Annotated in this window: 22 protein-coding genes; 9 read left to right on the forward strand and 13 right to left on the reverse strand. The window is 72.3% G+C overall.

The genetic code is table 11. The features are described 5' to 3' along the window. Positions 1 to 7: 7 nt before the first annotated feature. From ACFXB5_RS04400 to ACFXB5_RS04415, 4 genes are read left to right on the forward strand one after another with little or no spacing between them, the layout of a single operon-like run. On the forward strand, positions 8 to 598 hold the full coding sequence (locus tag ACFXB5_RS04400) for a hypothetical protein (RefSeq protein ID WP_385202247.1): 591 nt from the start codon (positions 8 to 10) through the stop codon (positions 596 to 598). Beyond that, complete coding sequence (locus ACFXB5_RS04405; RefSeq protein ID WP_385202249.1) at positions 595 to 2,310, forward strand: class I adenylate-forming enzyme family protein; 1,716 nt, start codon at positions 595 to 597, stop codon at positions 2,308 to 2,310. Before ACFXB5_RS04400 ends, ACFXB5_RS04405 begins: the two co-directional genes overlap by 4 nt. After that, positions 2,307 to 2,858 (forward strand): hypothetical protein, encoded by a 552-nt coding sequence (locus ACFXB5_RS04410; protein ID WP_385202250.1) that lies wholly within the window; start codon positions 2,307 to 2,309, stop codon positions 2,856 to 2,858. Before ACFXB5_RS04405 ends, ACFXB5_RS04410 begins: the two co-directional genes overlap by 4 nt. Continuing rightward, a complete protein-coding gene (locus ACFXB5_RS04415) occupies positions 2,855 to 3,775 on the forward strand; it encodes an NAD-dependent epimerase/dehydratase family protein (RefSeq protein ID WP_385202252.1) in 921 nt (306 codons plus the stop codon). Before ACFXB5_RS04410 ends, ACFXB5_RS04415 begins: the two co-directional genes overlap by 4 nt. A gap of 64 nt (positions 3,776 to 3,839) precedes the next feature. Here the strand turns inward: ACFXB5_RS04415 and ssuE are convergent, their stop codons facing one another. From ssuE to ACFXB5_RS04470, 11 genes are all read right to left on the reverse strand, one after another. Then, positions 3,840 to 4,397 (reverse strand): NADPH-dependent FMN reductase, encoded by a 558-nt coding sequence (gene ssuE, locus ACFXB5_RS04420; protein WP_385202254.1) that lies wholly within the window; start codon positions 4,395 to 4,397, stop codon positions 3,840 to 3,842. Positions 4,398 to 4,514: 117 nt separating this feature from the next. Beyond that, the gene (locus tag ACFXB5_RS04425; RefSeq protein WP_385202256.1) at positions 4,515 to 5,954 is read right to left on the reverse strand and encodes an FAD-binding oxidoreductase; all 1,440 of its coding nucleotides are present in this window, start codon (positions 5,952 to 5,954) and stop codon (positions 4,515 to 4,517) included. Further along, on the reverse strand, positions 5,951 to 7,126 hold the full coding sequence (locus ACFXB5_RS04430; protein ID WP_385202257.1) for an acyl-CoA dehydrogenase family protein: 1,176 nt from the start codon (positions 7,124 to 7,126) through the stop codon (positions 5,951 to 5,953). The genes ACFXB5_RS04425 and ACFXB5_RS04430 overlap by 4 nt, the downstream gene beginning before the upstream one ends. Further along, positions 7,123 to 8,187 carry an ABC transporter substrate-binding protein gene (locus tag ACFXB5_RS04435; protein WP_385202260.1) on the reverse strand — a complete coding sequence of 355 codons (1,065 nt, stop codon included), beginning with the start codon at positions 8,185 to 8,187 and terminating at the stop codon, positions 7,123 to 7,125. Before ACFXB5_RS04435 ends, ACFXB5_RS04430 begins: the two co-directional genes overlap by 4 nt. A gap of 32 nt (positions 8,188 to 8,219) precedes the next feature. Beyond that, a complete protein-coding gene (locus ACFXB5_RS04440; RefSeq protein ID WP_385202262.1) occupies positions 8,220 to 9,320 on the reverse strand; it encodes an LLM class flavin-dependent oxidoreductase in 1,101 nt (366 codons plus the stop codon). Between the two features lie 8 nt (positions 9,321 to 9,328). Continuing rightward, a complete protein-coding gene (locus ACFXB5_RS04445) occupies positions 9,329 to 10,402 on the reverse strand; it encodes an ABC transporter substrate-binding protein (protein ID WP_385202264.1) in 1,074 nt (357 codons plus the stop codon). Beyond that, positions 10,399 to 11,145, reverse strand: coding sequence for an ABC transporter ATP-binding protein (locus tag ACFXB5_RS04450; RefSeq protein ID WP_385202266.1), 747 nt, complete (start codon positions 11,143 to 11,145; stop codon positions 10,399 to 10,401). The genes ACFXB5_RS04445 and ACFXB5_RS04450 overlap by 4 nt, the downstream gene beginning before the upstream one ends. After that, complete coding sequence (locus ACFXB5_RS04455; RefSeq protein ID WP_385202268.1) at positions 11,142 to 12,065, reverse strand: ABC transporter permease; 924 nt, start codon at positions 12,063 to 12,065, stop codon at positions 11,142 to 11,144. Before ACFXB5_RS04455 ends, ACFXB5_RS04450 begins: the two co-directional genes overlap by 4 nt. Positions 12,066 to 12,116: 51 nt before the next feature. Next, a complete protein-coding gene (locus ACFXB5_RS04460; RefSeq protein ID WP_385202270.1) occupies positions 12,117 to 12,968 on the reverse strand; it encodes a sulfurtransferase in 852 nt (283 codons plus the stop codon). Then, positions 12,965 to 13,699 carry an alpha/beta hydrolase gene (locus ACFXB5_RS04465; protein WP_385202272.1) on the reverse strand — a complete coding sequence of 245 codons (735 nt, stop codon included), beginning with the start codon at positions 13,697 to 13,699 and terminating at the stop codon, positions 12,965 to 12,967. Before ACFXB5_RS04465 ends, ACFXB5_RS04460 begins: the two co-directional genes overlap by 4 nt. Positions 13,700 to 13,923: 224 nt before the next feature. Further along, positions 13,924 to 14,085, reverse strand: coding sequence for a hypothetical protein (locus tag ACFXB5_RS04470; protein ID WP_385202274.1), 162 nt, complete (start codon positions 14,083 to 14,085; stop codon positions 13,924 to 13,926). A 97-nt stretch (positions 14,086 to 14,182) separates the two neighbouring features. Here ACFXB5_RS04470 and ACFXB5_RS04475 point away from each other — a divergent pair, with 97 nt between their 5' ends. The 5 genes from ACFXB5_RS04475 to ACFXB5_RS04495 all read left to right on the forward strand — a co-directional run bounded on the left by ACFXB5_RS04475 (position 14,183) and on the right by ACFXB5_RS04495 (position 19,352). After that, a complete protein-coding gene (locus ACFXB5_RS04475; protein WP_385202276.1) occupies positions 14,183 to 15,082 on the forward strand; it encodes a LysR family transcriptional regulator in 900 nt (299 codons plus the stop codon). A gap of 293 nt (positions 15,083 to 15,375) precedes the next feature. After that, positions 15,376 to 16,437, forward strand: coding sequence for an ABC transporter substrate-binding protein (locus ACFXB5_RS04480; protein ID WP_385202277.1), 1,062 nt, complete (start codon positions 15,376 to 15,378; stop codon positions 16,435 to 16,437). Continuing rightward, positions 16,434 to 17,300, forward strand: a complete 867-nt coding sequence (locus tag ACFXB5_RS04485) for an ABC transporter permease (protein WP_385202279.1) — start codon at positions 16,434 to 16,436, stop codon at positions 17,298 to 17,300. The genes ACFXB5_RS04480 and ACFXB5_RS04485 overlap by 4 nt, the downstream gene beginning before the upstream one ends. Then, complete coding sequence (locus ACFXB5_RS04490; protein WP_385202280.1) at positions 17,276 to 18,070, forward strand: ABC transporter ATP-binding protein; 795 nt, start codon at positions 17,276 to 17,278, stop codon at positions 18,068 to 18,070. The genes ACFXB5_RS04485 and ACFXB5_RS04490 overlap by 25 nt, the downstream gene beginning before the upstream one ends. Before the next feature lie 37 nt (positions 18,071 to 18,107). Beyond that, complete coding sequence (locus ACFXB5_RS04495; RefSeq protein WP_385202282.1) at positions 18,108 to 19,352, forward strand: vanadium-dependent haloperoxidase; 1,245 nt, start codon at positions 18,108 to 18,110, stop codon at positions 19,350 to 19,352. Between the two features lie 37 nt (positions 19,353 to 19,389). Here ACFXB5_RS04495 and ACFXB5_RS04500 read toward each other — a convergent pair whose 3' ends face one another. Further along, complete coding sequence (locus ACFXB5_RS04500) at positions 19,390 to 20,436, reverse strand: aldo/keto reductase (protein ID WP_385202284.1); 1,047 nt, start codon at positions 20,434 to 20,436, stop codon at positions 19,390 to 19,392. 108 nt (positions 20,437 to 20,544) lie between these two features. Further along, a complete protein-coding gene (locus tag ACFXB5_RS04505) occupies positions 20,545 to 21,468 on the reverse strand; it encodes an LLM class F420-dependent oxidoreductase (RefSeq protein WP_385202287.1) in 924 nt (307 codons plus the stop codon). Positions 21,469 to 21,683 lie beyond the last annotated feature (215 nt).

A 21,683-nucleotide genomic window follows, 5' to 3' on the forward strand; every position in this document is an offset into this window, starting at 1 on the left:
CGCCGCGATGTCCGGACCCTCCGCGCCGCCGGTCGCCGGTTTCGTGGAGTCCGCCTTCAACCCGATGGTGTACCAGGCCGTCGAGCGATGCCTGACCGCCCGGCCGGGCGACGGCGACCGGACCGCCATGGTCCTGGCCAGCACGATGGGGGACGCCGCCACCCTCGACCTCGGCAGCCGTCTGCTCGTGGCCGGGCAGGTGCACAATCCGCTGCTGTTCATGCAGTCCACCGCGAACGCGGTCCTGGGGCAGCTCAGCCGCGAGTTCGCCATCACCGGGCCGCTGCTCTGCCTGTCCACCGTGACGGACCCGGCCGATGAGCTGCTGGCCGCCGCGGAACTGCTGCTGGAGGACGAGGAGCTGGACCGCGTCGTGCTCATCGGGGTCGAGCTGACCGGCACCGAGCGCACCACGGCGGCGTATCGCGAGCTTCGTACCGGCCCACCCGCCGCGGACCTGGCCGTGGCCATCGTGCTGGACCGGGACGATCCGCTCCCGCGCCCGCAGTCCGACATCCCGCCCGCCCCCTCGGGGGAGTACGGCACCCTTCGCGGCCTGGTCGAGCTGGCCGCCCGAATCCAAGGAACCACACCATGATCACCAAACAGGAACGCGCGCGGATCAGCGAGGACGCCGCCCTGGGGGCCGGGAATGTGATCCACCGGCTGAAGGCGTACGGCAGATCGCTCGACGAGCAGGTCCTGTGGACCGACGCCACCTGGCAGGCCCCGGACGGCGGCCACCCCGAGGTACTGACCCTGGGAGAGCTGCACGAGGCCGTGGAAATCTACGCGAGCTGGTACCACGCACAGGGTGTCGGGCCCCGCGACCCGGTGGCGATCCAGACCTGGTCCAGCACCGAGTTCGCCGTCAACTTCCTCGCCCTCACCTCCCTCGGCGCGATCCCCTCCTTCGTCAACGGCAACCTCCGCCCGGAGATCGCACGCGAGTACGTACGGCGCCAGGGCGCGGTCGGAGCCATCACCGACCAGGCCCACCACGAGGTCCTGGCCCGTGACCGGGCCGAACTGGGCCTCGGCTTCTGCGTCACGGCGGCCGACATCCGCACGGAGAACCGCGAGCCCCTCCCCGCGGCCTACCCGTACGCCCACCACGCCACCGACCCGATCATCATCTCCCACTCCTCGGGCACCACCGGTATGCCCAAGGCCGTACCGCACACCCATGAAACCCTGCTGTACGCGCAGTTGCACCGGCTGAAGCTGTCGGTCGGCTCCGCGATGGGCAGGCTGCTGGTCGCGCTGCCCGGCTCGCACAACGCCGCCATCTCGGTCATGCTGTTCGGCTTCCTGCTGCGCTCGCCCGTCCGCATGCTGTCCAGCCAGCGGGGGGTCGACGTCCTGGACGCCATGGAGTCGTTCCGCCCCACCACGGTGTTCGCGTTCGCCGGAACCTACGGGGAGATGGCGGCCCAGGATCTCTCCGTGCGCGATCTGTCCAGCGTGGAGGCGTGGTACAACACCGGGGACGCGGCGCACGAGACCCATATCAGGGCGCTGATCGAGCAGGGCAGCCATGAGACGGTCGGCCAGGACCTGAAGCGGCGCCGGATCACCGGATCCGTCTTCACCGACGGACTCGGGTCCTCCGAGACCGGCTACTCGCTCTTCCACAACGGACACCGGCCCGGCAAGTCGGCGTTCTCCCGCTGCGTCGGCAAACCGATGAGCTTCGCCGAGGCGGCGGTGCTCTCGGAGGACGGCACACCGCTGCCGCCCGGCGAGATCGGCCGCCTCGGTGTGCGCTCACCCACGCTCACCCCCGGGTACTGGAACGACTCGCTGACCTTCCACCGGCTGCGGCTCGGTGGCTACTGGCTCACCGGCGATCTGTCCTATCGGGACGAGGAGGGAAACTTCTACCACCTGGACCGCGCGCCGGACGCGATCCGCACCCCCGCGGGCATCGTGTTCAGCACCCGCACCGAGGAGTTGCTGCTGCGCGAGCTGCCCGAGCTCGAGGACTGCACGGTGGTGGCGGTCGCGCCCGAGGGCGTACGCGCGGACTGGGACGGCGACGGGACGGCCGACGCCTACGCCCTGCTGCAGGTGCGCGCGGACGCGGCGGATGCGGGGGACACGGCGCAGGCGGACAGCGACGACGCCCGATGGACGGCCGACGTCAACCGGGTGCTGGCCGCCGAGGGCTTTCCGCAACTGACCGGAGCGCTCCGGATGGACGCGAGCGAGGTGGTGAAGGGAGCCACCGGCAAGGTGCTCAAGCGGGAGATGCGCGAACGGTTCCGGGCCCGGGTGGCCGACGGCGAGCTGGACGGGAAGGTGCGATGACCGCGCTCGACCACACGAGTCCCGGCACGAGTCCCGGCACGAGTCCCGGCACGAGCCCCCGTCCGAGGACCATGGACGTGTACCGGCAGTGGTGGCTGCACGACGCGCGCTGGTACCAGGGCGTGGCGAAGAGGTTCGGACACGACGTGGCGAATGAGATCAACGCCGAGGCGCTGCGGTATGTGGCCGTCCAGGTGGGCAAGCGGATCCGCCGCCAGTTCGGCGGAAAACCGGCCGCCGACCTCGAGGAACTCCGCCGCCGGTACGACGCCTGCTCCGAGTGGATGTTCCCGAACGAACTGCGCGACGGCGGGACCGCGGTGCTCCCGGACGGCGATATCGAGCTGACCATGCGGCAGAACTTCGCCGTGACCATGGTCCGGATGGCCGGTTCGCTCGACGGCTACGAGTGCCCGTGCACCGACATCCACGCCGGCTGGTCGGAGGGGCTCGGGGTCGAACTCACCCGCAACTGCGCCACCGCGTGTCTGCGGGACGGCGATCCCGCGTGCCGCCTGCTGATGCGGGCCCAGGGAGGCGCGGCATGACGGCACGGGTCCTCGTCGCCGGGGCCACCGGGGTGATCGGCCGGGCGCTGGTCCCGCTGCTCAGCGCCCGCGGCCACCATGTCACCGCGCTGGTACGGGAGCCGTCCGGGGCGGCCGGGCTGGGCCTGGACGGCGTCGTGGTGGCCGACGCGCTGGACGCCGAGGCGGTGCGCGCGGCGGTGCTCTCGGCCCGGCCCGAGGTGGTGGTGCATCAGCTGACCGCGCTGCGCGGGCCCACCGCGGAGGGCCTGGAGCGCACCGCCCGGCTGCGCACCGAAGGCACCGCACATCTGATCGCGGCGGCCGAGGCGGCCGGAGCCCGACGGATGGTGGCGCAGAGCATCGCGTTCGCCACGGCCCCCCGCGGCGGGCCGGTGCTCACCGAGGACGCGCCGCTCCATGTCGACGCACCGGATCCGGGCTGGGCGCTCACCGCCCGCGCGATCACCGAACTGGAGCGCCGGGTGCTGGGCGCCGCGAACCTCTCCGGGACCGTCCTGCGCTACGGGACCCTGTACGGGCCGGGCACCCTCTACCACCACGGCGGCGCGATCCGCGGCGCGGTGGCGCGCGGCAGGCTGCCACTGCCCGAGCCCGCCACCGGCGTCACCTCGTTCCTCCACGTCGAGGACGCCGCACGGGCCGCGGTCCGTGCCGTCGAGGCGGATACCGACGGCGTGTTCAACGTGGCCGATGACGACCCGGCGGAGGCCGCGGTCTGGCTGCCCGAATACGCCCGACTGCTCGGAGCACCCCCGCCCCGTACGGTGCCGACGCCACTGGCCGAGCGGCTGCTGGGCTGGCTCACCGCCCACCAGCTGACCGCCATGCGCGGCGCCTCCAACGACCGCATACGGCAGGCGCTCGACTGGAAGCCCTCGATACCCAGCTGGCGGACCCGACTGGCCACCGACTGACCGGGCGCGGCCGGGCCCACCGCGGGGCCCGGCCGCGCGCCGGTGGAGGAACCCCGGCCCGCGGTCACGCGGCGACCACGCCGGCCGAGTGTGAGCCGCTCAGCGCCGCTGAGAACTGGTCGACGAGCCGTTCGAGCGCTTCCCGGGTGCTGGGGTCCACCACCACGCCCCCGTCCTTCCCCACCTCGATGTGCTTGTCCAGCACGAACCAGCCGGGTGTGATGTGCGCGGGGCCCATGGAGGCGAGCACGGGGCGCAACCCGTAGTCGATGGCCAGCACATGCGCGGTGCTGCCGCCGGTCGCCAGTGGCAGCACGGTCTTGCCCTCCAGCGCGAACTGGGGCAGGAGATCGAGCAATGACTTCAGCAGTCCCGAGTAAGCGGCCTTGTAGACCGGGGTGCCGATGACCACACCGTCGGCTCGGGCGACGAGCTCCGTGGCGCGCACGATCTCCGGATGCCCGAAGTCCGCGTGCAGCAGCGCCTCGGCCGGAAGCGTGCGGACGTCCAGTGGGATCACCTGGTGTCCCTGGACGGTGAGCCGGGAGTCCAGGCCGCGCAGGAGCCGGGCGGTGCGGGAGGTGGGGGAGGGGCTGCCGGAGATGGAGAGGATGGTGGGCATGGCGGGGTTCACCTCGAAGTTGTCAGTGCGGAAGGAGCGGAGACGAAGGGGGGAGAGGGGAGGGGACACAAGGACCAGTGCCGACCACCGGCACGACGGCCCCGGCCACGGTTGATCTCATAGCGCCTTGCCCGGGTTGAGGATGCCGTGCGGATCGAAGGCCGCCTTGAGGCGACGCTGGAGCGCGTGCTGGTCCGGGCCGAGCTCGTCGCCGAGCCAGCGCCGCTTGAGGGTGCCCACGCCGTGTTCGCCGGTGAGCGTGCCACCGAGGCGGAGCGCGGCCGTGAAGATGTCTCCCGCCGCCCGCCAGGCGGCGTCCGGGACGGCGGGGAGGGCCGGGTCGAGGACGAGAATGGGGTGGAGGTTGCCGTCGGCGGCATGGGCGAAGGTGAAGATCCGCACCCCATGCCGGTCCGCCGCGGCGTCGATCTCCCGTACGGCGGCCGCCAGTTGGTTCCTGGGAACGGCGATGTCCTCGATCAGCGGACGGCCCAGCCGCTCCAGCGAGGGCAGGGCGAGCCGACGCGCCGCGAGCAGCCGTTCCGCCTCGGCCGGGTCCCCGGTGACCTCGACCGAGGTGGCCCGTCCGCGCAAGCGCCGTACGGCCGCGTCGGCCTCGGCGGCCGCGCCGCGCCCGTCGCACTGCAAGAGCAGCAGGGCGCCGCCGCGCGACCGCAGATCCGTGCCCTGGGCGTCGTCCACCGCGCCCAGCACGGGGCCGTCGAGCAGCTCGGCCATGGCGGGCTCGATACGGGCGGCGGTGAGCGCGGAGACGGCCTCGGCTCCTTCGGCGAAGGTGGCGAAGTACGCGGCGACCGTGACGGTCTCCTCCGGTGCCGGGCGCAGCCGTACGGTCGCGGCGGTGATCACGCCCAGGGTGCCCTCGGAGCCGGTGAGCAGGCCCGTCAGGTCATAGCCGGTGACGCCCTTGACGGTGCGCCTGCCGGTCCGTATCGGCGTCCCGTCCGCCAGCAGCGCGTCCAGGCCCAGGACGGCGTCCCTGGTCACCCCGTACTTGGCGCAGCGCAGACCGCCGGCGTTGGTCGCGATGTTCCCGCCGACGGTCGAGATCGCCGCGCTCGCCGGGTCGGGCGCGTAGCGCAGCCCGAACTCGCCCGCCGCGCGGTCCAGGTCGGCGGTGATCACCCCCGGCTCGACGACGGCGATCTGCTCCTCGGGGCTCAGCTCCAGGATCCGGTTCATCCCGGAGAGATCGAGGACGACACTGCCCGCCCCAGCGCTCGCGCCGCCGGACAGTCCCGTCCCCGCCCCGCGCGGCACGACCGGCACCCGCAGGGTGTGCGCGTGCCGCAGCGCGGTCCGGAGGTGCTCGGTGCGGGTGGCGTGCACCACCGCGAGCGGGAGGCCCGCCGGGCGGCTTCCGGAGCGGTCGGTGGCGTATGGACCGGTGGCCTCGGGGCCGGTGCCCAGTGTCCCGGCGGGCAGGTCGCGGCGCAGCGCCGCCAGCAGCGCGGCGGCGGCATCCGTATCGGTGGCATGCGCGGGTGCGGAGCCGGTGCGGTCGGCCGTATCCGGATCGGACAGCGGGACGGTCATGTCGGCCTCTCACTTCGTGTGCCGAGCGCGGCCGTGCCGATGGCGAGCAGCGCCGTGTCTTCCTGCGGGGCGTGCACCGGGGCGCACTGGACGTCCCGGAAGTGGCGCTCCAGGGGGTTGTCGCGGGACAGCCCCGGATTCCCCAGCAGCCGCAACCCCAGGGCGACCGCCTCGGTGGCATGCCGGTCCGCCAGGACACGGGCGCCCAGCGCGTGTTCGGGGGAGTACGAGCCGTCGGCCGCATCGACCCGCTCCGCGCCCGTGAACACCAGATGCTCGGCGGAGTCCAGCCGCAGCGCGATCTCACCGGCCACGCGCCGGAAGCGCTCGGTACGGGCCACCGGATGGCCGAGGTTGGCGGGGATCCGCTCAAGGGCGAAGCGGTGGACATAACCCTGGGCGGCCCGCGCCACGCCCAGGTAGAGGGCCGCGAGCGGCAGGTGGAGGGCCGCGCCCGCGCGGTTGTCCTGCTCCGCCGCGGCGCCGTGCTCGGCCAGGTCGATGACGTTGCCCTTGGGAATCTCGACGTCGTGCAGCGCGATGTCATGGCTTCCGCTGGCGCGCAGCCCCAGATGGTTCCAGCGGTGGCTGATCTCGATTCCGGGTGCGGTGCCGGGCACCAGGAAGGTGCCGACCCGCGGCGTGGGCTCGTCCGTGGTGGCCCACACCAGCAGCCAGTCCAGCCCTTCCACCCCGGTCGCGAAGCGCTTGTGGCCGCTGAGCGACCAGCCGTCCGAGGTGCGCCGGGCCACCGTGGAGGGCAGCCCTCCCCGAGCGGGCGAGCCGAGCTCGGGCTCGACACGGATGTGGTTGAGCAGCACCGGCCGCGAAGCGGCCTCGGCCAGCACCTGCCCGTAGAGCTCTTCCGGCCAGTGCGGCCGCACGGCCTGGCGGCGGTGGACGGAGAGGCTCATGGCGGCGATCAGCGCCACCGACGGATCGCCTTCGCCGAGCGCGTGCAGGATGCGCGCGGTGGCCGCCACTCCGAGGGCGGGACCCCCGTACCGCTCGCCGACGGTGGCGGTGAGCAGCCCGGCCTCGTGCGCGGCGCGGATCCCCTCGGCCGGAAACGTGCCGTCGCGGTCGTACGCGGCCGCGGTGGTCGTGAGCCGTCGCGTCACGGAGGACAGTGAGGAGAGATCCGGGACGGGCAGCGATAGGTCAGTGGTCATGAGGCGAGGGCCTTCCGAAGTCGCGCGCTCAGCCGGTCGCTCCAGAATTCGCTCACCGTCAGCTTCCGCTTCACCGCCCCGAGGTCACCGAAGGCGTCGGCCACCTTCTGCTCGGAGGCGGTGGCCCCGGGGCTCACCGGCCGGATCCCGGTCCTGCGCTGGGCCTGCCCCTCTGTGAACTCCTCCAGCGCCTGATCCACCGGCTGGTGGGTGGCGGCGGCCATGACCTTCGCGTACTCCTTCTGGCGCCCGTCGCGCACATAGGCGTACGCCTTGTCGATACGGGCCAGCAGATCCGCCAGCGCTCCGCGCTCGGCCGCGCCGCCGAGGGTGTCGTCCGAGGCCGTCCACAGGAAGTTGCCGGAGAGGATGTCCTTGCCGGAACCGATGGTGCGGGCGCCCCGCTGATGGGCGGTGATGACCGCGTTGCCGTATCCGGCGAACGCGTCGATGGAACCGCCGTTCAACGCGGCGATCCCCTTGTCGGGATCCAGCGGGGCGGCCTCGATGTCGTCCCAGCCGAGCCCGGCCCGCTTCAGCAGTTCGTAGAGGAAATAGTGGGCGGTGGTGTTCTTGACGTAGCCGACCTTCTTGCCCCGCAGCTGCGACATCGAGGTGATCGAGGACCCCTTGGGGGCCACGACCTCCTGGTTGAGGGTGTTGCCGCGCCTCACGGCGACGACCTTGAAGTTCGGCTTTCCGTCGGCCGCCGCGAAGACCGGCGGGATCTCACTGGAACTCGCCACGTCCAGCGCACCGGCGCGCACCGCCTCCAGTTGCCTGTCGCCGCCCTGGAACAGGCTCCACTTCACCTGGTACGGAGTGTCGTCCAGGTGCGCGAACTTCAGCAGGGCCTCCTCCTCCTTCCAGCCGGTCGCACCGACCCGGAGGGTGACGGAGGATCCCTTCCCGTCCCCGTCCCCGTCCGCTCCCGCGGTGCCGCCACAGGCGCTCAGCGCACCGGCGGTCAGCGCCACGACGGCGGCGAGAGCGGTACGGGCGCGGGCGTGCCGGGAACGGGAGCGGGCCGGTGGCCTGGGCATTCGGATGATGCCTTTCATGAGGAGAACGGGAAGGAGACGGCGGTCGGACGTCAGGCGGCCGAGGTGGCGGCGCGGTGCGCCAGCTCCTGACGGACCAGCGGCAGGACGTGACGCCCGTAGTCGATGGCGTCGTTGAGCGGGTCGTAGCCGCGGATGGACAGCAGCTCGCAGCCGATGTCGACGTAGTCGAGCAGCGCCTTGGCGACCGTCTCCGGGGAGCCGACCAGGGCCGTGGAGGCACCGGCGGCGTTGGTGGCCGCGGCGGGCGCGGTCCACAGGCAGCGGTCGTGCACCTCGCCGCGCTCGGCGACGGCCAGCAGCCGCTGCGATCCGACGTTGGACGGGGCGCCCTGGCCGACGGCCGGGTAGTGGCGGCGCTTGGCCCGCTCGGCGTGATTGGCCTTGACCGCGCCCAGGGTGCGGTGGGCCTTCTCCCAGGCCAGCTCGTCGGTGGGGGCGATGATCGGCCGGAAGGAGACCCAGATGCGCGGCCGGGGACGGCCCGCGGCGTCCGCGTACGCGTTCACCGAGGCGATCTGCTCGGCGGTCTCCTTCAGCGGCTCGCCCCACAGCCCGAAGATGTCGCCCTGCCGCCCGCCCACCCGGTAGGCGTCCTCGGAGGAACCGCCCACCGAGATGGGGATGGTGCCGTGGTACGGGGCGACATCGGAGCGGAAGCCCTCGAAGCGGTAGTACGGGCCCTCGTGGGAGATCGGGCCGTCAGCCTCCCACACCGCGCGCAGGATTTGGATGTACTCGTCCGAGCGGGCGTACCGCTCGCTCTTGCTCAGATAATCGCCCTCGCGGCGCTGCTCCTCGTCGTTGCCGCCGGAGATGATGTGCACCACCAGCCGTCCGGCGCTGATCCGGTCCAACGTGGCCAGCGCGCGGGCCGCGTGGGTGGGGAAGACCACCCCGGGGCGGTGGGCGAGGACCGGTTTGATGCGCTCGGTGTGATGGGCGACGAACTGGGCCAGTTGCAGGGCGTCCGGGGAGGCCGAGTGGTAGGTGACGAGGGTGTAGTCGAAGCCGCCGTCGTCCAGGGCGCGGGCGTAGCGGCGGGCGTAGTCCACATCGATTCCGGCACCCGCGGTGGGGTCGCCCTCGGTGGCGGGGTTGGGGTGGACGGCACTGATGAACTCGACGGGCATGGTCGCGGTCACTCCTTGACGAGGCTGGTGTCGGCGTGGTCGGCGAGGACCGGCTTGGGGGTGAGGACACCGATGTCGTGCATGGTGTCGCCGACCTTCTGCACGGACCGGATCACCGGCTCGTTCACCGGCAGCAGCTCGCTGTTGGCCTGGTCGACCAGGGCCTTGGCGACCGTGGCCGAGGCTCCGTTGGTGCGCTGGATGGCCTTGGCGTACTCCGTGGGGTGCCTACGGGACCAGGCCAGCGCCTTGTCGAGGCGGCGCAGATAGTCGGTGATGGCCTTCTTCTTCGCCGGGACCTGAAGGGCCTTCTCGGAGGCTCCGATGAAGCCGTAGCCGCTCACTCGCCCGTTCGCCCCGTTGACCAGGAGGCGGCCCCCGTGCTGCTCGGCCACGGTCTTGTACACGCCGAACGTGGCCCAGACCTCGACCTTGCCGGAGGTGAAGGCGGCCTGGGCGTCGGTGGGCAGCAGATACTGCACATGGACGTCGGAGTAGCTCAGCCCCGCCTGCTCCAGGGCGTGCGCCAGCAGATACTCGGCGATGGACCCCTTGGCCGAGGAGACCACGACCTTCTTCCCCTTGAGGTCCTTGACGCTGTGCACCGGTGAGTTCTTCCGGACCACGATCCCGGTGTGTGTGCCGTCGTTGTGCAGCGCCGCGACGGCCTTCACCCGCACTCCGCCGGAGAGTGCCTGGAGCGTGGGCAGATCGGCGGCGTACGAGGTGTCGGCGGCCCCGGCCTGCACGGCCTGGAACAGCGGTGCGGCGCCCTCGAACTCGGCCCACTTCACCTTGTACGGCGTTCCCTCCAGGGTGCCGGAGGCATCGAAGAGCGTCTTCAGGTTCTTGGCCTGGTCACCGAGGGTCAGCGTCACCTTCGACGGATCGGTCTCGGTCGCCGCCTCGCTGTCCCCCGCGCAGGCACTGGTGGCGAGGAGGGCGGTCAGCGACAGCGCGGCGCCGAGCGCGCGCGCAGCGGCCGTGGCCCTGCGGTCTCCGGTGTGCGAGCGGTTCATGCGGTTCATGCGGTGCATGCGGTTCATGCGGTGCATGCGGTTCATGCGGTGCATGTGGTTCATGCGGTCACCTCTTCTCGATGGCGCGAATGCGCCGAGGCGTCGTCGACGCCCAGCCGTCGCAGGAGTTCGCCGCGCAATGCCACGAAGTCGGGGGAGCCGAGGTTGCGCGGGCGGTCAAGGCCCACCTCCGCCTCGTAGGCGATCCGCCCGCCGTCCATCACCAGCACCCGGTCGGCCAGCAGCAGCGCCTCCTCGACGTCGTGCGTGACCAGGAGGATCGAGCAGCCGTGCCGCTGCCACAGATCGGCCACCAGCCGCTGCGCCCTGCCGCGGGTGAGCGCGTCCAGCGCGCCGAACGGCTCGTCCAGCAACAGCAGTTCGGGCTCGCGCACCAGCGCGCGGGCCAGCGAGACGCGTTGGGCCTGACCGCCGGAGAGCGTCCGGGGCCAGGCACCCGCGTACTCCTCGATGCCGACCTCGGCCAGATAGCGCCCGGCGAGCGCGCGGTCTCCGGCCGGCAGACCGAGCACGACGTTGTGCCACACCCGCAGCCACGGCATCAGCCGCGGCGACTGGAAGGCCACCGAGCGCCGCTCCGGTACCTCCACCTCGCCCTCGGTCTCGCTGTCCAGCCCGGCGAGGATCCTCAGCAGCGTCGACTTTCCGCAGCCGCTCTGGCCGAGCAGGGCCACGAATTCGCCCGCACGGATGGTGAGGTCGAGCCCGTCGAGCACGGTCTTGTCGCCGAAGGCGCGGGTCAGTCCGCGGACCTCCACGCTGTCCGTGCCGTTCACCGGTGTCATGCTCCCTCCCCGTCGAACGAGGCCCGCCAGTCCAGCAGCCGCCGGGACAGCAGCCGCACCGCGAAGTCGCACAGCAGCCCCAGCACCGCGTACACGGCCAGGCACAGGACGATGACGTCCGTCTGGAAGTACTGCTGGGCGTTGCTCATCAGATAGCCGATACCGGCGTCCGCGTTGACCTGCTCGGCGAAGACCAGGGCCAGCCACGCGGTGGACAGCGCGTACCGCAGCCCCACCAGCGCCCCGGGCAGCGCGGACGGCAGGATCACGTACCGGATCAGCCCGATACGGCCCAGGCCGACCATCCGCCCGGCCTCGATCAGCTGCGCGTCGGCGGAGCGGATGCCGCCGTAGATGTTGAAGTACAGCGGGTAGGTGACACCGAGCGCCACCAGCGCGATCTTCGGTGTCTCGTCGATGCCGAACCAGACGATGAACAGCGGGATCAGGCCCACCCAGGGAATCGCCCGGAACATGCCCATGGACGCGTCGATGACGTCCTCGCCCAGCCGGAACAGCCCGGCGGTGAGCGACAGGGTGAGCGCCACGGCAGCGCCGATGAGGAAGCCGAGGGCCGCGCGCCGGCCGGAGGCGGCGATGGCCTGCGGCAGCTCACCGGTGCCGATGAGGTCCGCACCGCGCCGCACGACGTCGACGGGGGAGGCCAGCACGGTCTCGGGGAGCACGCCCGTGGCGGCGGCCAGGAACCAGAGCAGCAGCAGACCGACCGGCCCGGAGGCCCGGCGCACCCCGCGCGGGACCCGGAGGCGGGGCCGGGTGCGCGCGGCGGTGGGTCGGGATGTCCGCGCCGCGGCGGGTTTGGCGGGCGGCGTCGGGTCCTTCGCCGCACCGGGGGGTGGTGGTGCGGACGTGCGCGGGGGCGGTGAGGCCCCGGACACGGAGGAGTGCGGGGAGGGCATGGTGCGGCCTCTCGGTCGGGAAGTGTTCACAGGAGGTGTGCGGGCGGTGGATCAGCCCGCCGCCGCACCCACGGCCGCGGGGCGCGTGGTGTCGGAGGACCAGGCGGACCAGGAGCCGGGGTAGAGCGCGGCCGTGATGCCGACGCGGGCCAGGGCCGCGACCGTGTGGGCGGCCGTGACGCCGGAGCCGCAGTAGACACCGACCTCCGTCGCGCCATCGGCACCCAGCGCGGCGAAGCGCCGCGCGAGCTCGTCCACGCTGTGGAACGTGCCGTCCGGTGCCAGGTTGTCGCCCGTCGGGGCGGACCGGGCGCCGGGGATGTGCCCGGCGCGCGGATCGACCGGTTCGGTCTCGCCCCAGTACCGCTCGGCCGCCCGCGCGTCCAGCAGGACACCGGTACGTGCCACCTCGGCCGCCGCGTCGGCGTCCAGGACCGGGAGCCGCCCGGTGGTGAGCAGGACATCCCCCTCCGCCGGTGGGGCGGGCTCGCCCGTTTCGACGGGCAGTCCGGCCGCGCGCCACGCGGTCAGCGCCCCGTCCAGCAGCGAGACCCGTTCGACCCCGGCCCATCGCAGCAGCCACCAGGCGCGAGCGGCGGCGGTGTTGCCGTTGTCGTCGTACACCACCACCGGCCGGTCGGTGGTGAGTCCCCAGCGGCGCGCGGACCGCTGCAACCTGGCGGGGTCCGGCAGCGGATGGCGGCCGTCGGCCGGAGTGGGCGGAGCGGCCAGTTCGGTGTCGAGGTCGACGTAGCGGGCGCCCGGGATGTGCCCGGCGCGGTAGTGCTCATGGCCGTGCGGATCGCCGAGCCGCCACCGTACGTCCAGGACGACGGGCGCCGGACCACCGTGGAACAGCCGGGAGTACAGCTCGGCCGGAGTGGTGAGGACGGGGGCGGTCACGCGAGGGCCTCCGGCACGGCGATGGGCGTCAGGCCGGGATCCAGCCGCAGCCGCTCCAGGAAGAGGACCACGGTGGCGGCGGCGGTGCGGTGCGTCACGTCGTTGAGGACGTCGTGCCGGGTACCGGCCAGACTCACCAGCTCCGCGCGGGGCAGCTCGCGGAATACACGACGGACCTCATCGAGGGGGCTGACGGTGTCCTCGGCACCGTGCAGTCCGAGCACGGGAACGGAGATCCCCTCCAGCGTGGGCGGCCCCGGCGTCGGCGGGCCCGCCAGGGCACCGCGCCGGAACGCGGAGTCGGCGGTGAGCCTGCCCCGATGCGTGGGGCAGGCGGTGCGCAGCTCCAACTCCTGCTCCCAGTCCCGAGCGGCCGTTTCGGCGGGGCCCGGCCCGGTCGGCAGCCCGGCGAGGATGAGCCCGTCCAGCCCGGAGGCGTCGAGGGCGGCGAGCCGCACGGCGTGGGAGGCCCCGGTGTCAGAGCCGACCAGTACGCGGGGGCCCGGGAGCGTCTCGTCGCGCAACAGCTTGGTGGCCGCCTCGGCGACGGCCTCCGGGTCGGAGGAGGCGTCTCCCAGGGCGCGGACGCGATAGCCCTCGGCGGAGATCCGGCGGCCGAACCGCTCGTACACACCGCCGTGTTCACCCCGTCCGGGGAGAAGCACGAGGGTGCCGCGCGGGGCGATGCCCGCCGGTTCGTCCCAGGAGTGGACAGGCTGAGCAGAGGACATGAGAACTCGATTCATCGACAGCGGCGCCCGCCCGCACGCACAAGCGGGATGGAGCGGCCGTGCGGGTGCGAGGTGCGGAGGGGAAAGGACGAGGCGCAGGCGGGAAGCGCCTGCCGACGCGGAAGCGCGGAGGGGTGAACGGGCGGCGGCGAACGCGCGGCGACGGCGAGTGCGCGGCGACGGCGAGCGCGCGGCGACGGCGAGCGCGCCGGGAAAACCGTGAGTCAGTGACAGCGCATGGCGCCGGTGAGGCCGAAGTCGACCACGCGCCGCCGGGTCAGCCGGGCGCCCGTGGCGCGGCACACCGCCGGTCCGCCGGCCGACGGCCCGGATCCATTGCGGTGGGGGCGCGGCCCGCGGGCCGTCACGAACGCTGTACGCGGCATGACCTCAGGATGCACGAGGCCGGAGTCGGCCGTCCAACGATGATTTGCCATCAAAACCGATCGTGATTTCCGATCGATCGGTTGCTAGCCTGCGCACATGCGACCGGTATTGGACATCGTGGCGTTGCGCAGTCTCATTGCGGTCGCCGACTACGGAGGCTTCCACCGCGCCGCCGGCGCACTCGCCCTCAGCCAGTCCACCGTCAGTCAGCACATCCGGCGGCTGGAGAAGTCCCTCGGCCGCCCCATCGTCGAACGTGACGGCAGGAAGACCCGGTTCACCCCCCACGGCACCCGACTGCTGGAAGAGGCCCAGCAGATCGTCGGCGCACACGACGCGGCCCTTCGTCGGCTCCTGGGGGAGGGCCCGGCCGACGCGGCACCCGTCATCATCGGCGCCACCGAGCACGGCGCCGATCAGATCCTTCCCGTCCTGACCGCGGCCGTACGCGACACCCGGCCAGGCGCAGAGGTCCGGGTGCGCATCGACCGCTCGGCGCGGCTGACGGACGCCGTCGCCCGTGGTGAACTCGATCTCGCCGTCTACGTCACCGAGGCGGCGTCCGCCCCGGGCACTCCGGTGGGCGAACTCCCGCTGCGCTGGTACGCCGCGCCCGGCTGGGAACCACCCGCCGCACCGGCCCCCTTGCCCCTGGTGGCCATCAGCGATCCCTGCGTGATCCGCCGCCGCGCCCTGACCGCACTCGCTTCGCACCACACGGCCGCCACCGTGGTCGCCGAGGCCGGATACCTCGCGGGAGTTCTGGACGCGGCCCGTGCCGGGCTCGGCGCCGCCCTGCTCGCCGTCCCCGGCGGTCCGTACCCTGATGGCCTCACGCCACGCCATGACCTCCCCGCCGTTCCCCCGGTCCGTCTCAGCGCCCGAGCCCGCGGTGGCTGCGACCCCTCCCTGGCCGAAGCCACCATCGAGGCTGTACGAGCCCTCCTCGGCTTCCGCGAAACGGACACCGCGGGGACTCGATCCAGGGCCATGTAACGCGAACATGGCAGCCGTACGAAGTAGTCATTGCCGCCTTCCGGAAACGCGAACGCGCGCTTGACCCTTTCTTGACGTCGTGGGTAGCTTCAGCGGCATGCCGATCTCTCCGCGGTTCACGCAACGGCGCCCTGTCGATCTGATGCGCATCACCGTCGCACTGTGTAGCTGAAAACCAGCAGCGTAGCTGAAATCCAGCAGCGAACACCCCTCACTCGCGACGAATTCCCCCACGCGACATCAGTTCACTTCCGTACGCTCCGATGCCGTACGCCTTGCACCCGGGAATGTGTATGCCCAGGCTCGCGCCGCTCATCCTGACCGCTCTGACCTGCACATCGCTGCTGGTCGGCTGTGCGGACAACACCACCTCGTCGACTGCCGCCGACAGCAGGAACCTCGCCCACGTCAAGATTCCGGAGAAGGTGAAGGCGACTACGTCGATTACGGTCGGTGCGCCGGATACTCGGGTGGCGCTGAAGCTCTCGGGGCAGCTCGATAAGCTGCCCTTCAAGGTCAAGTGGGCCAATATCAGCGGCGGTCCGCAGTGCTCCGAGGCCTTCCGCGCGCATTCCCTGGATCTGTGCTCGGCGGCGGAGATCCCGTCCATACACGCCCACTGGACCGGTCTCGATACGAAGCTCGTGGCGACGGAATTCCGCAAGGACCCGTTGCGGCACCCCGTCTACGAACTCGGAATCGCTCCCGGGGCGGACGTCGACACCCTGGCGGATCTGCGCGGCAAGAAGATCGCCTACAGCCCGGGGCAGGCCCAGGGGGCGCTCGTGCTGCGGATCCTGGCCAAGGCGGGACTCACCAAGGACGATGTGCAGCTGGTCGAGCTGCCCAGCACGGGGGATGTGTACCCGACCGCGCTCGGCAGCCGCCAGGTGGACGTCGCGCCCCTCGGAGGCGTCAACATCAAGCGTTATCCGGCGAAATACGGCAAGGACGGCGGGAAGACCATCCAGCACGGGCTGCGTGACGACCCCGCACATCTGTGGGCGGTGACCGACGCCGTGAGCGATCCCCAGAAGGCCGCCGCGATCAGGGAGTTCATCACGTTCTGGGCGCGGTCGGAGGTCTGGGTCGAACAGCACCCGAAGCAGTGGATCGACGGCTACTACGTCAAGGACCAGGGCCTCACCCGCGCCGACGGTGAGTACCTGGTGAAGCAGAACGGCCATCCGGACATCCCGGCGGGCTGGACGCCGGCCATCGCGCGGCAGCAGAAGACCGTCGACCTGCTGGCGAAGGAGACGGGCAAGAAGAAGTTCGACGCGGGAATCCTCTTCGACCGCCGGTACGAGTCGGTCGCCGCCGACGCGGTCGCGGCAGCGCGGCGGCCGCGATGAGCACGGACGTCCCCAGCGAGCGGCTGTCGCTCGCCAAGACGACGAAGGCGGCCCCGGCCGCGGGGAACGCCGGGCGCCGTGTCGCCCGCCGGCGCCTCGGTCCCGGCCGGCCCATCCCGTACGGCCGGGCCCTCGGTCCCCTCCTGCTGCTCGCGGTCTGGTCGGCCGGCTCGGCCACCGGCCTCATCGACGCGCGCAATCTGTCCGCCCCCTGGACGGTGGTGACCACGGCGGGTGACCTCATCGCGGACGGCAGGCTCCAGTCCAATGTATGGACCTCCACCGGGCGAGCGCTGTCCGGTCTGGCGTATGGGACGGCCGCCGGGCTCGTGCTGGCGCTGATCGCGGGGCTCAGCAGGCTCGGCGAGGGGGTGATCGACGGCCCGGTGCAGATCAAGCGGGGCATTCCCTCACTCGCGCTCATCCCGCTGCTGATCCTGTGGTTCGGCATCGGGGAGTCCATGAAGGTCATCACGATCGCCCTCGGTGCCTTCGTCCCGGTCTACATCCACACCCACAACGGACTGCGCACCATCGACAGCCGGTATGTCGAGCTCGCCGAGACGCTGGGGCTGAGCCGCCCGCGCTTCCTGCTGCACATCGTGCTGCCGGGCGCGCTGCCCGGCTTCCTCCTCGGGATGCGTTTCGCGGTGACCGCGGCATGGCTGGCGCTGGCCGTCGTCGAACAGGTCAACGCCACCAGCGGGATCGGCTACATGATGGGGCTCGCGCGGACCTACGGGCAGACCGACATCATCATCGTCGGTCTCGTCGTCTACGGACTTCTCGGGCTGCTCTCCGACGGACTGGTACGGCTTGTGGAGAGGAAGGTCCTGTCATGGCGACGCACCCTGGCGGGCTGACGGTCACCGCTCCGGAGGCCGCGGTGGCCGTCCGTATCGAGGGGCTCGTGCGGGCCTTCGGCGGGCGCAAGGTGCTGGACGGGCTCGATCTGAGCCTGCGCGCCGGGGAGTTCGTGGCCATGCTCGGCCGCAGTGGCTCCGGAAAGAGCACCGTGCTGCGGGCGCTCGCCGGAGTCGACCACGACGCCGGTGGCGAAGGCGCGCTGAGCGCGCCCGCCCATGTGTCGGTCGTCTTCCAGGACGCCAGGCTCCTGCCGTGGAAACGGGTGCTGGCCAATGTGGCACTGGGGCTCACGGGCGGGGACGCCGACGAGCGGGCACGCACCGCGCTCGCTGAGGTGGGGCTGGCCGGGCGGGAGGACGCCTGGCCGGTGGAGCTGTCGGGCGGCGAACAGCAGCGGATCTCGCTGGCCCGCTCCCTGGTGCGCGAGCCCGAACTGCTGCTCGCGGACGAGCCGTTCGGCGCGCTCGACGCGCTCACCAGGACCCGTATGCACGCCCTTCTGGCCCGCCTGTACGAGCGGCACCGTCCCGCCGTGTTGCTGGTCACGCACGACGTGGACGAGGCCATCGCGCTCGCCGACCGGGTGCTGGTCCTGGACGGGGGCCGGATCGCCGCCGACCTCGCCGTGGAGGTTCCGGCGCCGCGTCGCCCAGCCGGTGCCGAGTACGCCGCGCTGCGCGAGCGACTGCTCGCCCGGCTGGGAGTGGACGCGGCCACCGAGCGGGAGGACGACCGTCCCGAGAGCCGCCACGCACCCCACGACTGACCTCGTCGAAGTCCCAATACCTTTCCAGGAGTTGCTGGTGAGCCCCTCAGCCACCCGACCGTTCATGCTCGCACTCGGAGCCGCGTCGCTGCTGGCCGCCTCGGCCGTGGGCCCGACCGCCGTCGCCGCGCCCGCCGAGCCCCGTCCATCGGTGGCGCTCGACTGGTACGACACCACGGCACAGACGATCGCGGCGGCCGGAGCGCCGACCCAGGTGACCAACAGCCGCACCTGGGCGGTGAGCTGGCTGGCCGGCGCACGGGCCGCCCGCGAGGTGCCCACGGGCGTCGATCGGGGCGACTACCAGGACGCGGCGCTGGCCTCCGCCGTGCACGGCTCCCTGGTCGCCCTCGTACCGACGCGCACCGAGCAATTGAACACCGCGTTCCGCCGCACCCTCGACGGGATCCCGGACGGCCCGGCCGAGGACCGGGGCGTGGCGGCGGGCGAGCGGGAGGCCCGGTCCGTCCTCGCCTCCCGGGAGGGCGACGGCCTGGACCCGGCATCGGTCGACGCCCCGTTCACCGTGCCCCCGGCCGCCCCCGGCGTCTGGCAGCCGACGCCGCCCGCGTACGCGCCCGCCACGCAGTACGGCAACCGCGTCGCGCGGCCGTTCGTGCTGGCGGCCCCCGACCAGTTCCGGCTCGGACCGCCGCCCGCGCCGGCCTCCCGGCGGTACCGGTCGGACCTGGCCGAAGTGCGTGCCTACGGCGCGGCGGACAGCACCCGGCGCACCGCCCACCAGACGGAGACGGCGAACTTCTGGTACGGCTCCTCGCTGACCCTCTACACCGAACCGCTGCGGGTCGCGCTGTCCCGCTCCGCAGGGTCGGTGGCGGTGCGGGCGAGGCTCGTCGCGCTGTTCCACATCGCCTCGGTGGACACGCAGATCGCGACCTCCGACTCCAAGTACGCGTATCTGCGCTGGCGTCCGGTCACCGCCATCCGCACCGGCGCCATCGACCCCGACCCCGACTGGACGCCCCTGCACAACACCCCGGCGCACCCGGACTATCCGAGCGGCCACAACACCTACGCGGGCGCGGCGGAGGGGATACTGTCCGCGCTCACCGGCCCGCGCACCGCGCCGTTCGAGCTGACCAGCCCCACCGCGCCGGGGGTCACCCGCACATACACGGACTGGCACCGGCTGACGGCCGAGAACGTCGACGCGCGGATCCTCTCGGGCATCCACACCCGCTCCGCGGACGAGGCCGGAGTCACCCTCGGCAAAAAGGTGGCCGGGTACGTGCTGCGCGCCTCCGGCCACCTCCTGCGGTGAGCCGCTGAGCCACTGAGCCCTTGTCCGGCGACCCGCGTCAGTCGCGTGTCGCCGGACGGCGGCGGGTGGCCGGGTCGGTGAGCGACGGGGGCTGGTAGCCCTCGTCGGCCGGGCTGATCGTGGTGCCGGGCGGCACGATCTCGTCGATCCGGTCGAGCACGTCCCGCGAGAGACGGACGTCGACGGCGCCGAGCTGGCTCGTCAGGTGCTCCTGGGTGCGCGGGCCGATGATCACCGTCGACACGGCCGGGTGCTCCAGCACGAACGCCAGCGACAGATGGATCAGCGACAGGCCCGCCTCGTCGGCCAGTTCGGCGAGGAGCTCCGCCGCCTCGCGCTTGCGCTTGTTGGCCGCCAGCTCCGGATCGTGCCGGTGCGGCTGGCGCTCCAGACGGCTGGACACGGTGTGTGCCGTGTCCCCCTTGCGGTAGCGACCGGACAGCCAGCCGCCCGCCAGCGGGCTCCACGGCAGGACTCCCAGTCCGTACCGCTCGGCGACGGGCAGCACCGCCCGCTCCGCCGCCCGGGCCAGAATGGAGTACGGAGGCTGCTCGGTGACGGGGCGCCGGCCGCGCAGGCGCTCGGCGATCCACTGGCCCTCGACGATCTGGTGCGGCTCGAAGGTCGTGGTGCCGAAGTAGCGGATCTTGCCCTGCCGTACGAGGTCGTCGAGTGCGCCGAGCGTCTCCTCGAAGTCGGTGGCGGGGTCGGGCCGGTGGACCTGGTAGAGGTCGATGTGGTCGGTGCCCAGGCGGCGCAGGCTGTCCTCGATGGCCCGGTGGATCCAGCGGCGTGAGTTGCCCTGGTGGTTCGGGTTGTCGCCGATCTGGCCGTGGAACTTGGTCGCGAGGAACACATCGTCGCGGCGGCCGCCCGCGAGCGCCTTGCCGACGATCTCCTCGTTCTCGCCCTGGGAGTACACATCGGCGGTGTCGATGACGTTGATGCCCGCGTCGAGGGCGCGGTGAATGATCTCGACGGCGTCGTCGTGGTCACGGTTGGCCCAGGCGCCGAAGTTCATCGCGCCGAGCGTCAGGGGGCTGACCTTCACGCCGGTACGGCCGAGGGTGCGGTACGTGGTCATCTCTTCGGTGTCTTCCTTCTTCTCTTTCGGGATGTTCGGTTCGGGACGTCAGGGAGGACAGGACAGGGGAGGGGTGCGGGCCGGCAGGTGGACCCTGGGAGCGTTCGTTCAGCCCGCGAGTTCCCCCAGGAGTGCCCAGGTGCGGCGCCGGGCGGCCTCACCGGCGGCCTCCGTCCCCGAGAACACCACCTCCGTCGCCCCGGCGTCCCGGTAGCGCCGCACCTCGGCGGCGACGGTCTTCTCATCGCCGATCACGGACACATCGACGGCCCGGGTGCCGCCGGAGAGTCCGATGACCCGCGCGTAGGAGGGGATCTGTTCGTAGAACGCGAGCTGTTCGGCCACCGTCTCGCGTACCGCGTCGGCATCGTCGGTGACCACACCGTGTACGAGCGCCACGACGCGGGGCGCGGGACGGCCGGCGGCCTCCGCCGCCGCGGTGACGGCGGGGACGATGTGCTCGGCCAGGGCCCGGGGCCCGGCGAGGTACGGCAGGATGCCGTCTGCGAGTTCCCCGCTGGCCCGCAGCGCCTGCGGGCCCATCGCGGCGACGAGCAGCGGTACTCCGGTCCCGGCACCCGGCACGCGGGCGGGGATCGGCGTGGTCGCGGTGAGCAGTTCGCCGTGGAAGTCGGCGGCGCCGGTTTCGGTCAACTGCCGCAGTGCGGTGAGGAATTCACGCAAGCGGGCGATGGGCCGTTCGAAGGGGATGCCGAAGCCCGCCTCGGTCAGGAGCTTGGTGCCGAGAGCGAGCCCCAGGTGGTATCGGCCGTGCGTGGCCGCCTGTGCGGTCTGGGCCTGGCTGGAGACGAGCAACGGGTGACGTCCGAAGACCGGGATCGCGGATGTGCCCACCTGCAGATCCGGTACTTCGCGCCCGACGATGGCCGCGAGCTGGGGCGAGTCGGCGCCGAAGGTCTGCCCGAACCAGGCGGACCGCAGTCCGGCGGCTGAGGCTTCCCTGGCGAGGCGCACGGTGGCATCGATCTGGTTGTCCGCGTCTGCCGCGGTGAGTGCGACTCCTACAGTCATGTCTGGGTGAACTCCTGGGGTCGGCCGCACATGCCCATTCGGATGTGACGGCTGTGTGTCGGCGGTGTTCTTCCCCGCGGCGCGTGCGCCACGGTGGCGTACCGTCCCTGGTCATCGGCCGCCGGGATTCGGGGCCCCCTCGACCAGGGCGACCTTCGACGGGGCCAGGCCTTCGACGAGTCCAAGTCCCGGAGCCGGGACCCACCGGGCAGCCG

The organism is Streptomyces sp. NPDC059455, from assembly GCF_042750115.1.
GTDB classification, from domain to species: Bacteria; Actinomycetota; Actinomycetes; order Streptomycetales; family Streptomycetaceae; genus Streptomyces; species Streptomyces endocoffeicus.

Excerpts from the sequence above, each read along its gene's own strand:
- ACFXB5_RS04400 (WP_385202247.1), top strand. The coding sequence starts at position 8 with ATGTCCGGACCCTCCGCGCCGCCGGTCGCCGGTTTCGTGGAGTCCGCC.
- ACFXB5_RS04405 (WP_385202249.1), top strand. The coding sequence starts at position 595 with ATGATCACCAAACAGGAACGCGCGCGGATCAGCGAGGACGCCGCCCTG.
- ACFXB5_RS04410 (WP_385202250.1), top strand. The coding sequence starts at position 2,307 with ATGACCGCGCTCGACCACACGAGTCCCGGCACGAGTCCCGGCACGAGT.
- ACFXB5_RS04415 (WP_385202252.1), top strand. The coding sequence starts at position 2,855 with ATGACGGCACGGGTCCTCGTCGCCGGGGCCACCGGGGTGATCGGCCGG.
- ssuE (WP_385202254.1), bottom strand. The coding sequence starts at position 4,397 with ATGCCCACCATCCTCTCCATCTCCGGCAGCCCCTCCCCCACCTCCCGC.
- ACFXB5_RS04425 (WP_385202256.1), bottom strand. The coding sequence starts at position 5,954 with ATGACCGTCCCGCTGTCCGATCCGGATACGGCCGACCGCACCGGCTCC.
- ACFXB5_RS04430 (WP_385202257.1), bottom strand. The coding sequence starts at position 7,126 with ATGACCACTGACCTATCGCTGCCCGTCCCGGATCTCTCCTCACTGTCC.
- ACFXB5_RS04435 (WP_385202260.1), bottom strand. The coding sequence starts at position 8,187 with ATGAAAGGCATCATCCGAATGCCCAGGCCACCGGCCCGCTCCCGTTCC.
- ACFXB5_RS04440 (WP_385202262.1), bottom strand. The coding sequence starts at position 9,320 with ATGCCCGTCGAGTTCATCAGTGCCGTCCACCCCAACCCCGCCACCGAG.
- ACFXB5_RS04445 (WP_385202264.1), bottom strand. The coding sequence starts at position 10,402 with ATGAACCACATGCACCGCATGAACCGCATGCACCGCATGAACCGCATG.
- ACFXB5_RS04450 (WP_385202266.1), bottom strand. The coding sequence starts at position 11,145 with ATGACACCGGTGAACGGCACGGACAGCGTGGAGGTCCGCGGACTGACC.
- ACFXB5_RS04455 (WP_385202268.1), bottom strand. The coding sequence starts at position 12,065 with ATGCCCTCCCCGCACTCCTCCGTGTCCGGGGCCTCACCGCCCCCGCGC.
- ACFXB5_RS04465 (WP_385202272.1), bottom strand. The coding sequence starts at position 13,699 with ATGTCCTCTGCTCAGCCTGTCCACTCCTGGGACGAACCGGCGGGCATC.
- ACFXB5_RS04470 (WP_385202274.1), bottom strand. The coding sequence starts at position 14,085 with ATGCCGCGTACAGCGTTCGTGACGGCCCGCGGGCCGCGCCCCCACCGC.
- ACFXB5_RS04475 (WP_385202276.1), top strand. The coding sequence starts at position 14,183 with ATGCGACCGGTATTGGACATCGTGGCGTTGCGCAGTCTCATTGCGGTC.
- ACFXB5_RS04480 (WP_385202277.1), top strand. The coding sequence starts at position 15,376 with ATGCCCAGGCTCGCGCCGCTCATCCTGACCGCTCTGACCTGCACATCG.
- ACFXB5_RS04485 (WP_385202279.1), top strand. The coding sequence starts at position 16,434 with ATGAGCACGGACGTCCCCAGCGAGCGGCTGTCGCTCGCCAAGACGACG.
- ACFXB5_RS04490 (WP_385202280.1), top strand. The coding sequence starts at position 17,276 with ATGGCGACGCACCCTGGCGGGCTGACGGTCACCGCTCCGGAGGCCGCG.
- ACFXB5_RS04500 (WP_385202284.1), bottom strand. The coding sequence starts at position 20,436 with ATGACCACGTACCGCACCCTCGGCCGTACCGGCGTGAAGGTCAGCCCC.
- ACFXB5_RS04505 (WP_385202287.1), bottom strand. The coding sequence starts at position 21,468 with ATGACTGTAGGAGTCGCACTCACCGCGGCAGACGCGGACAACCAGATC.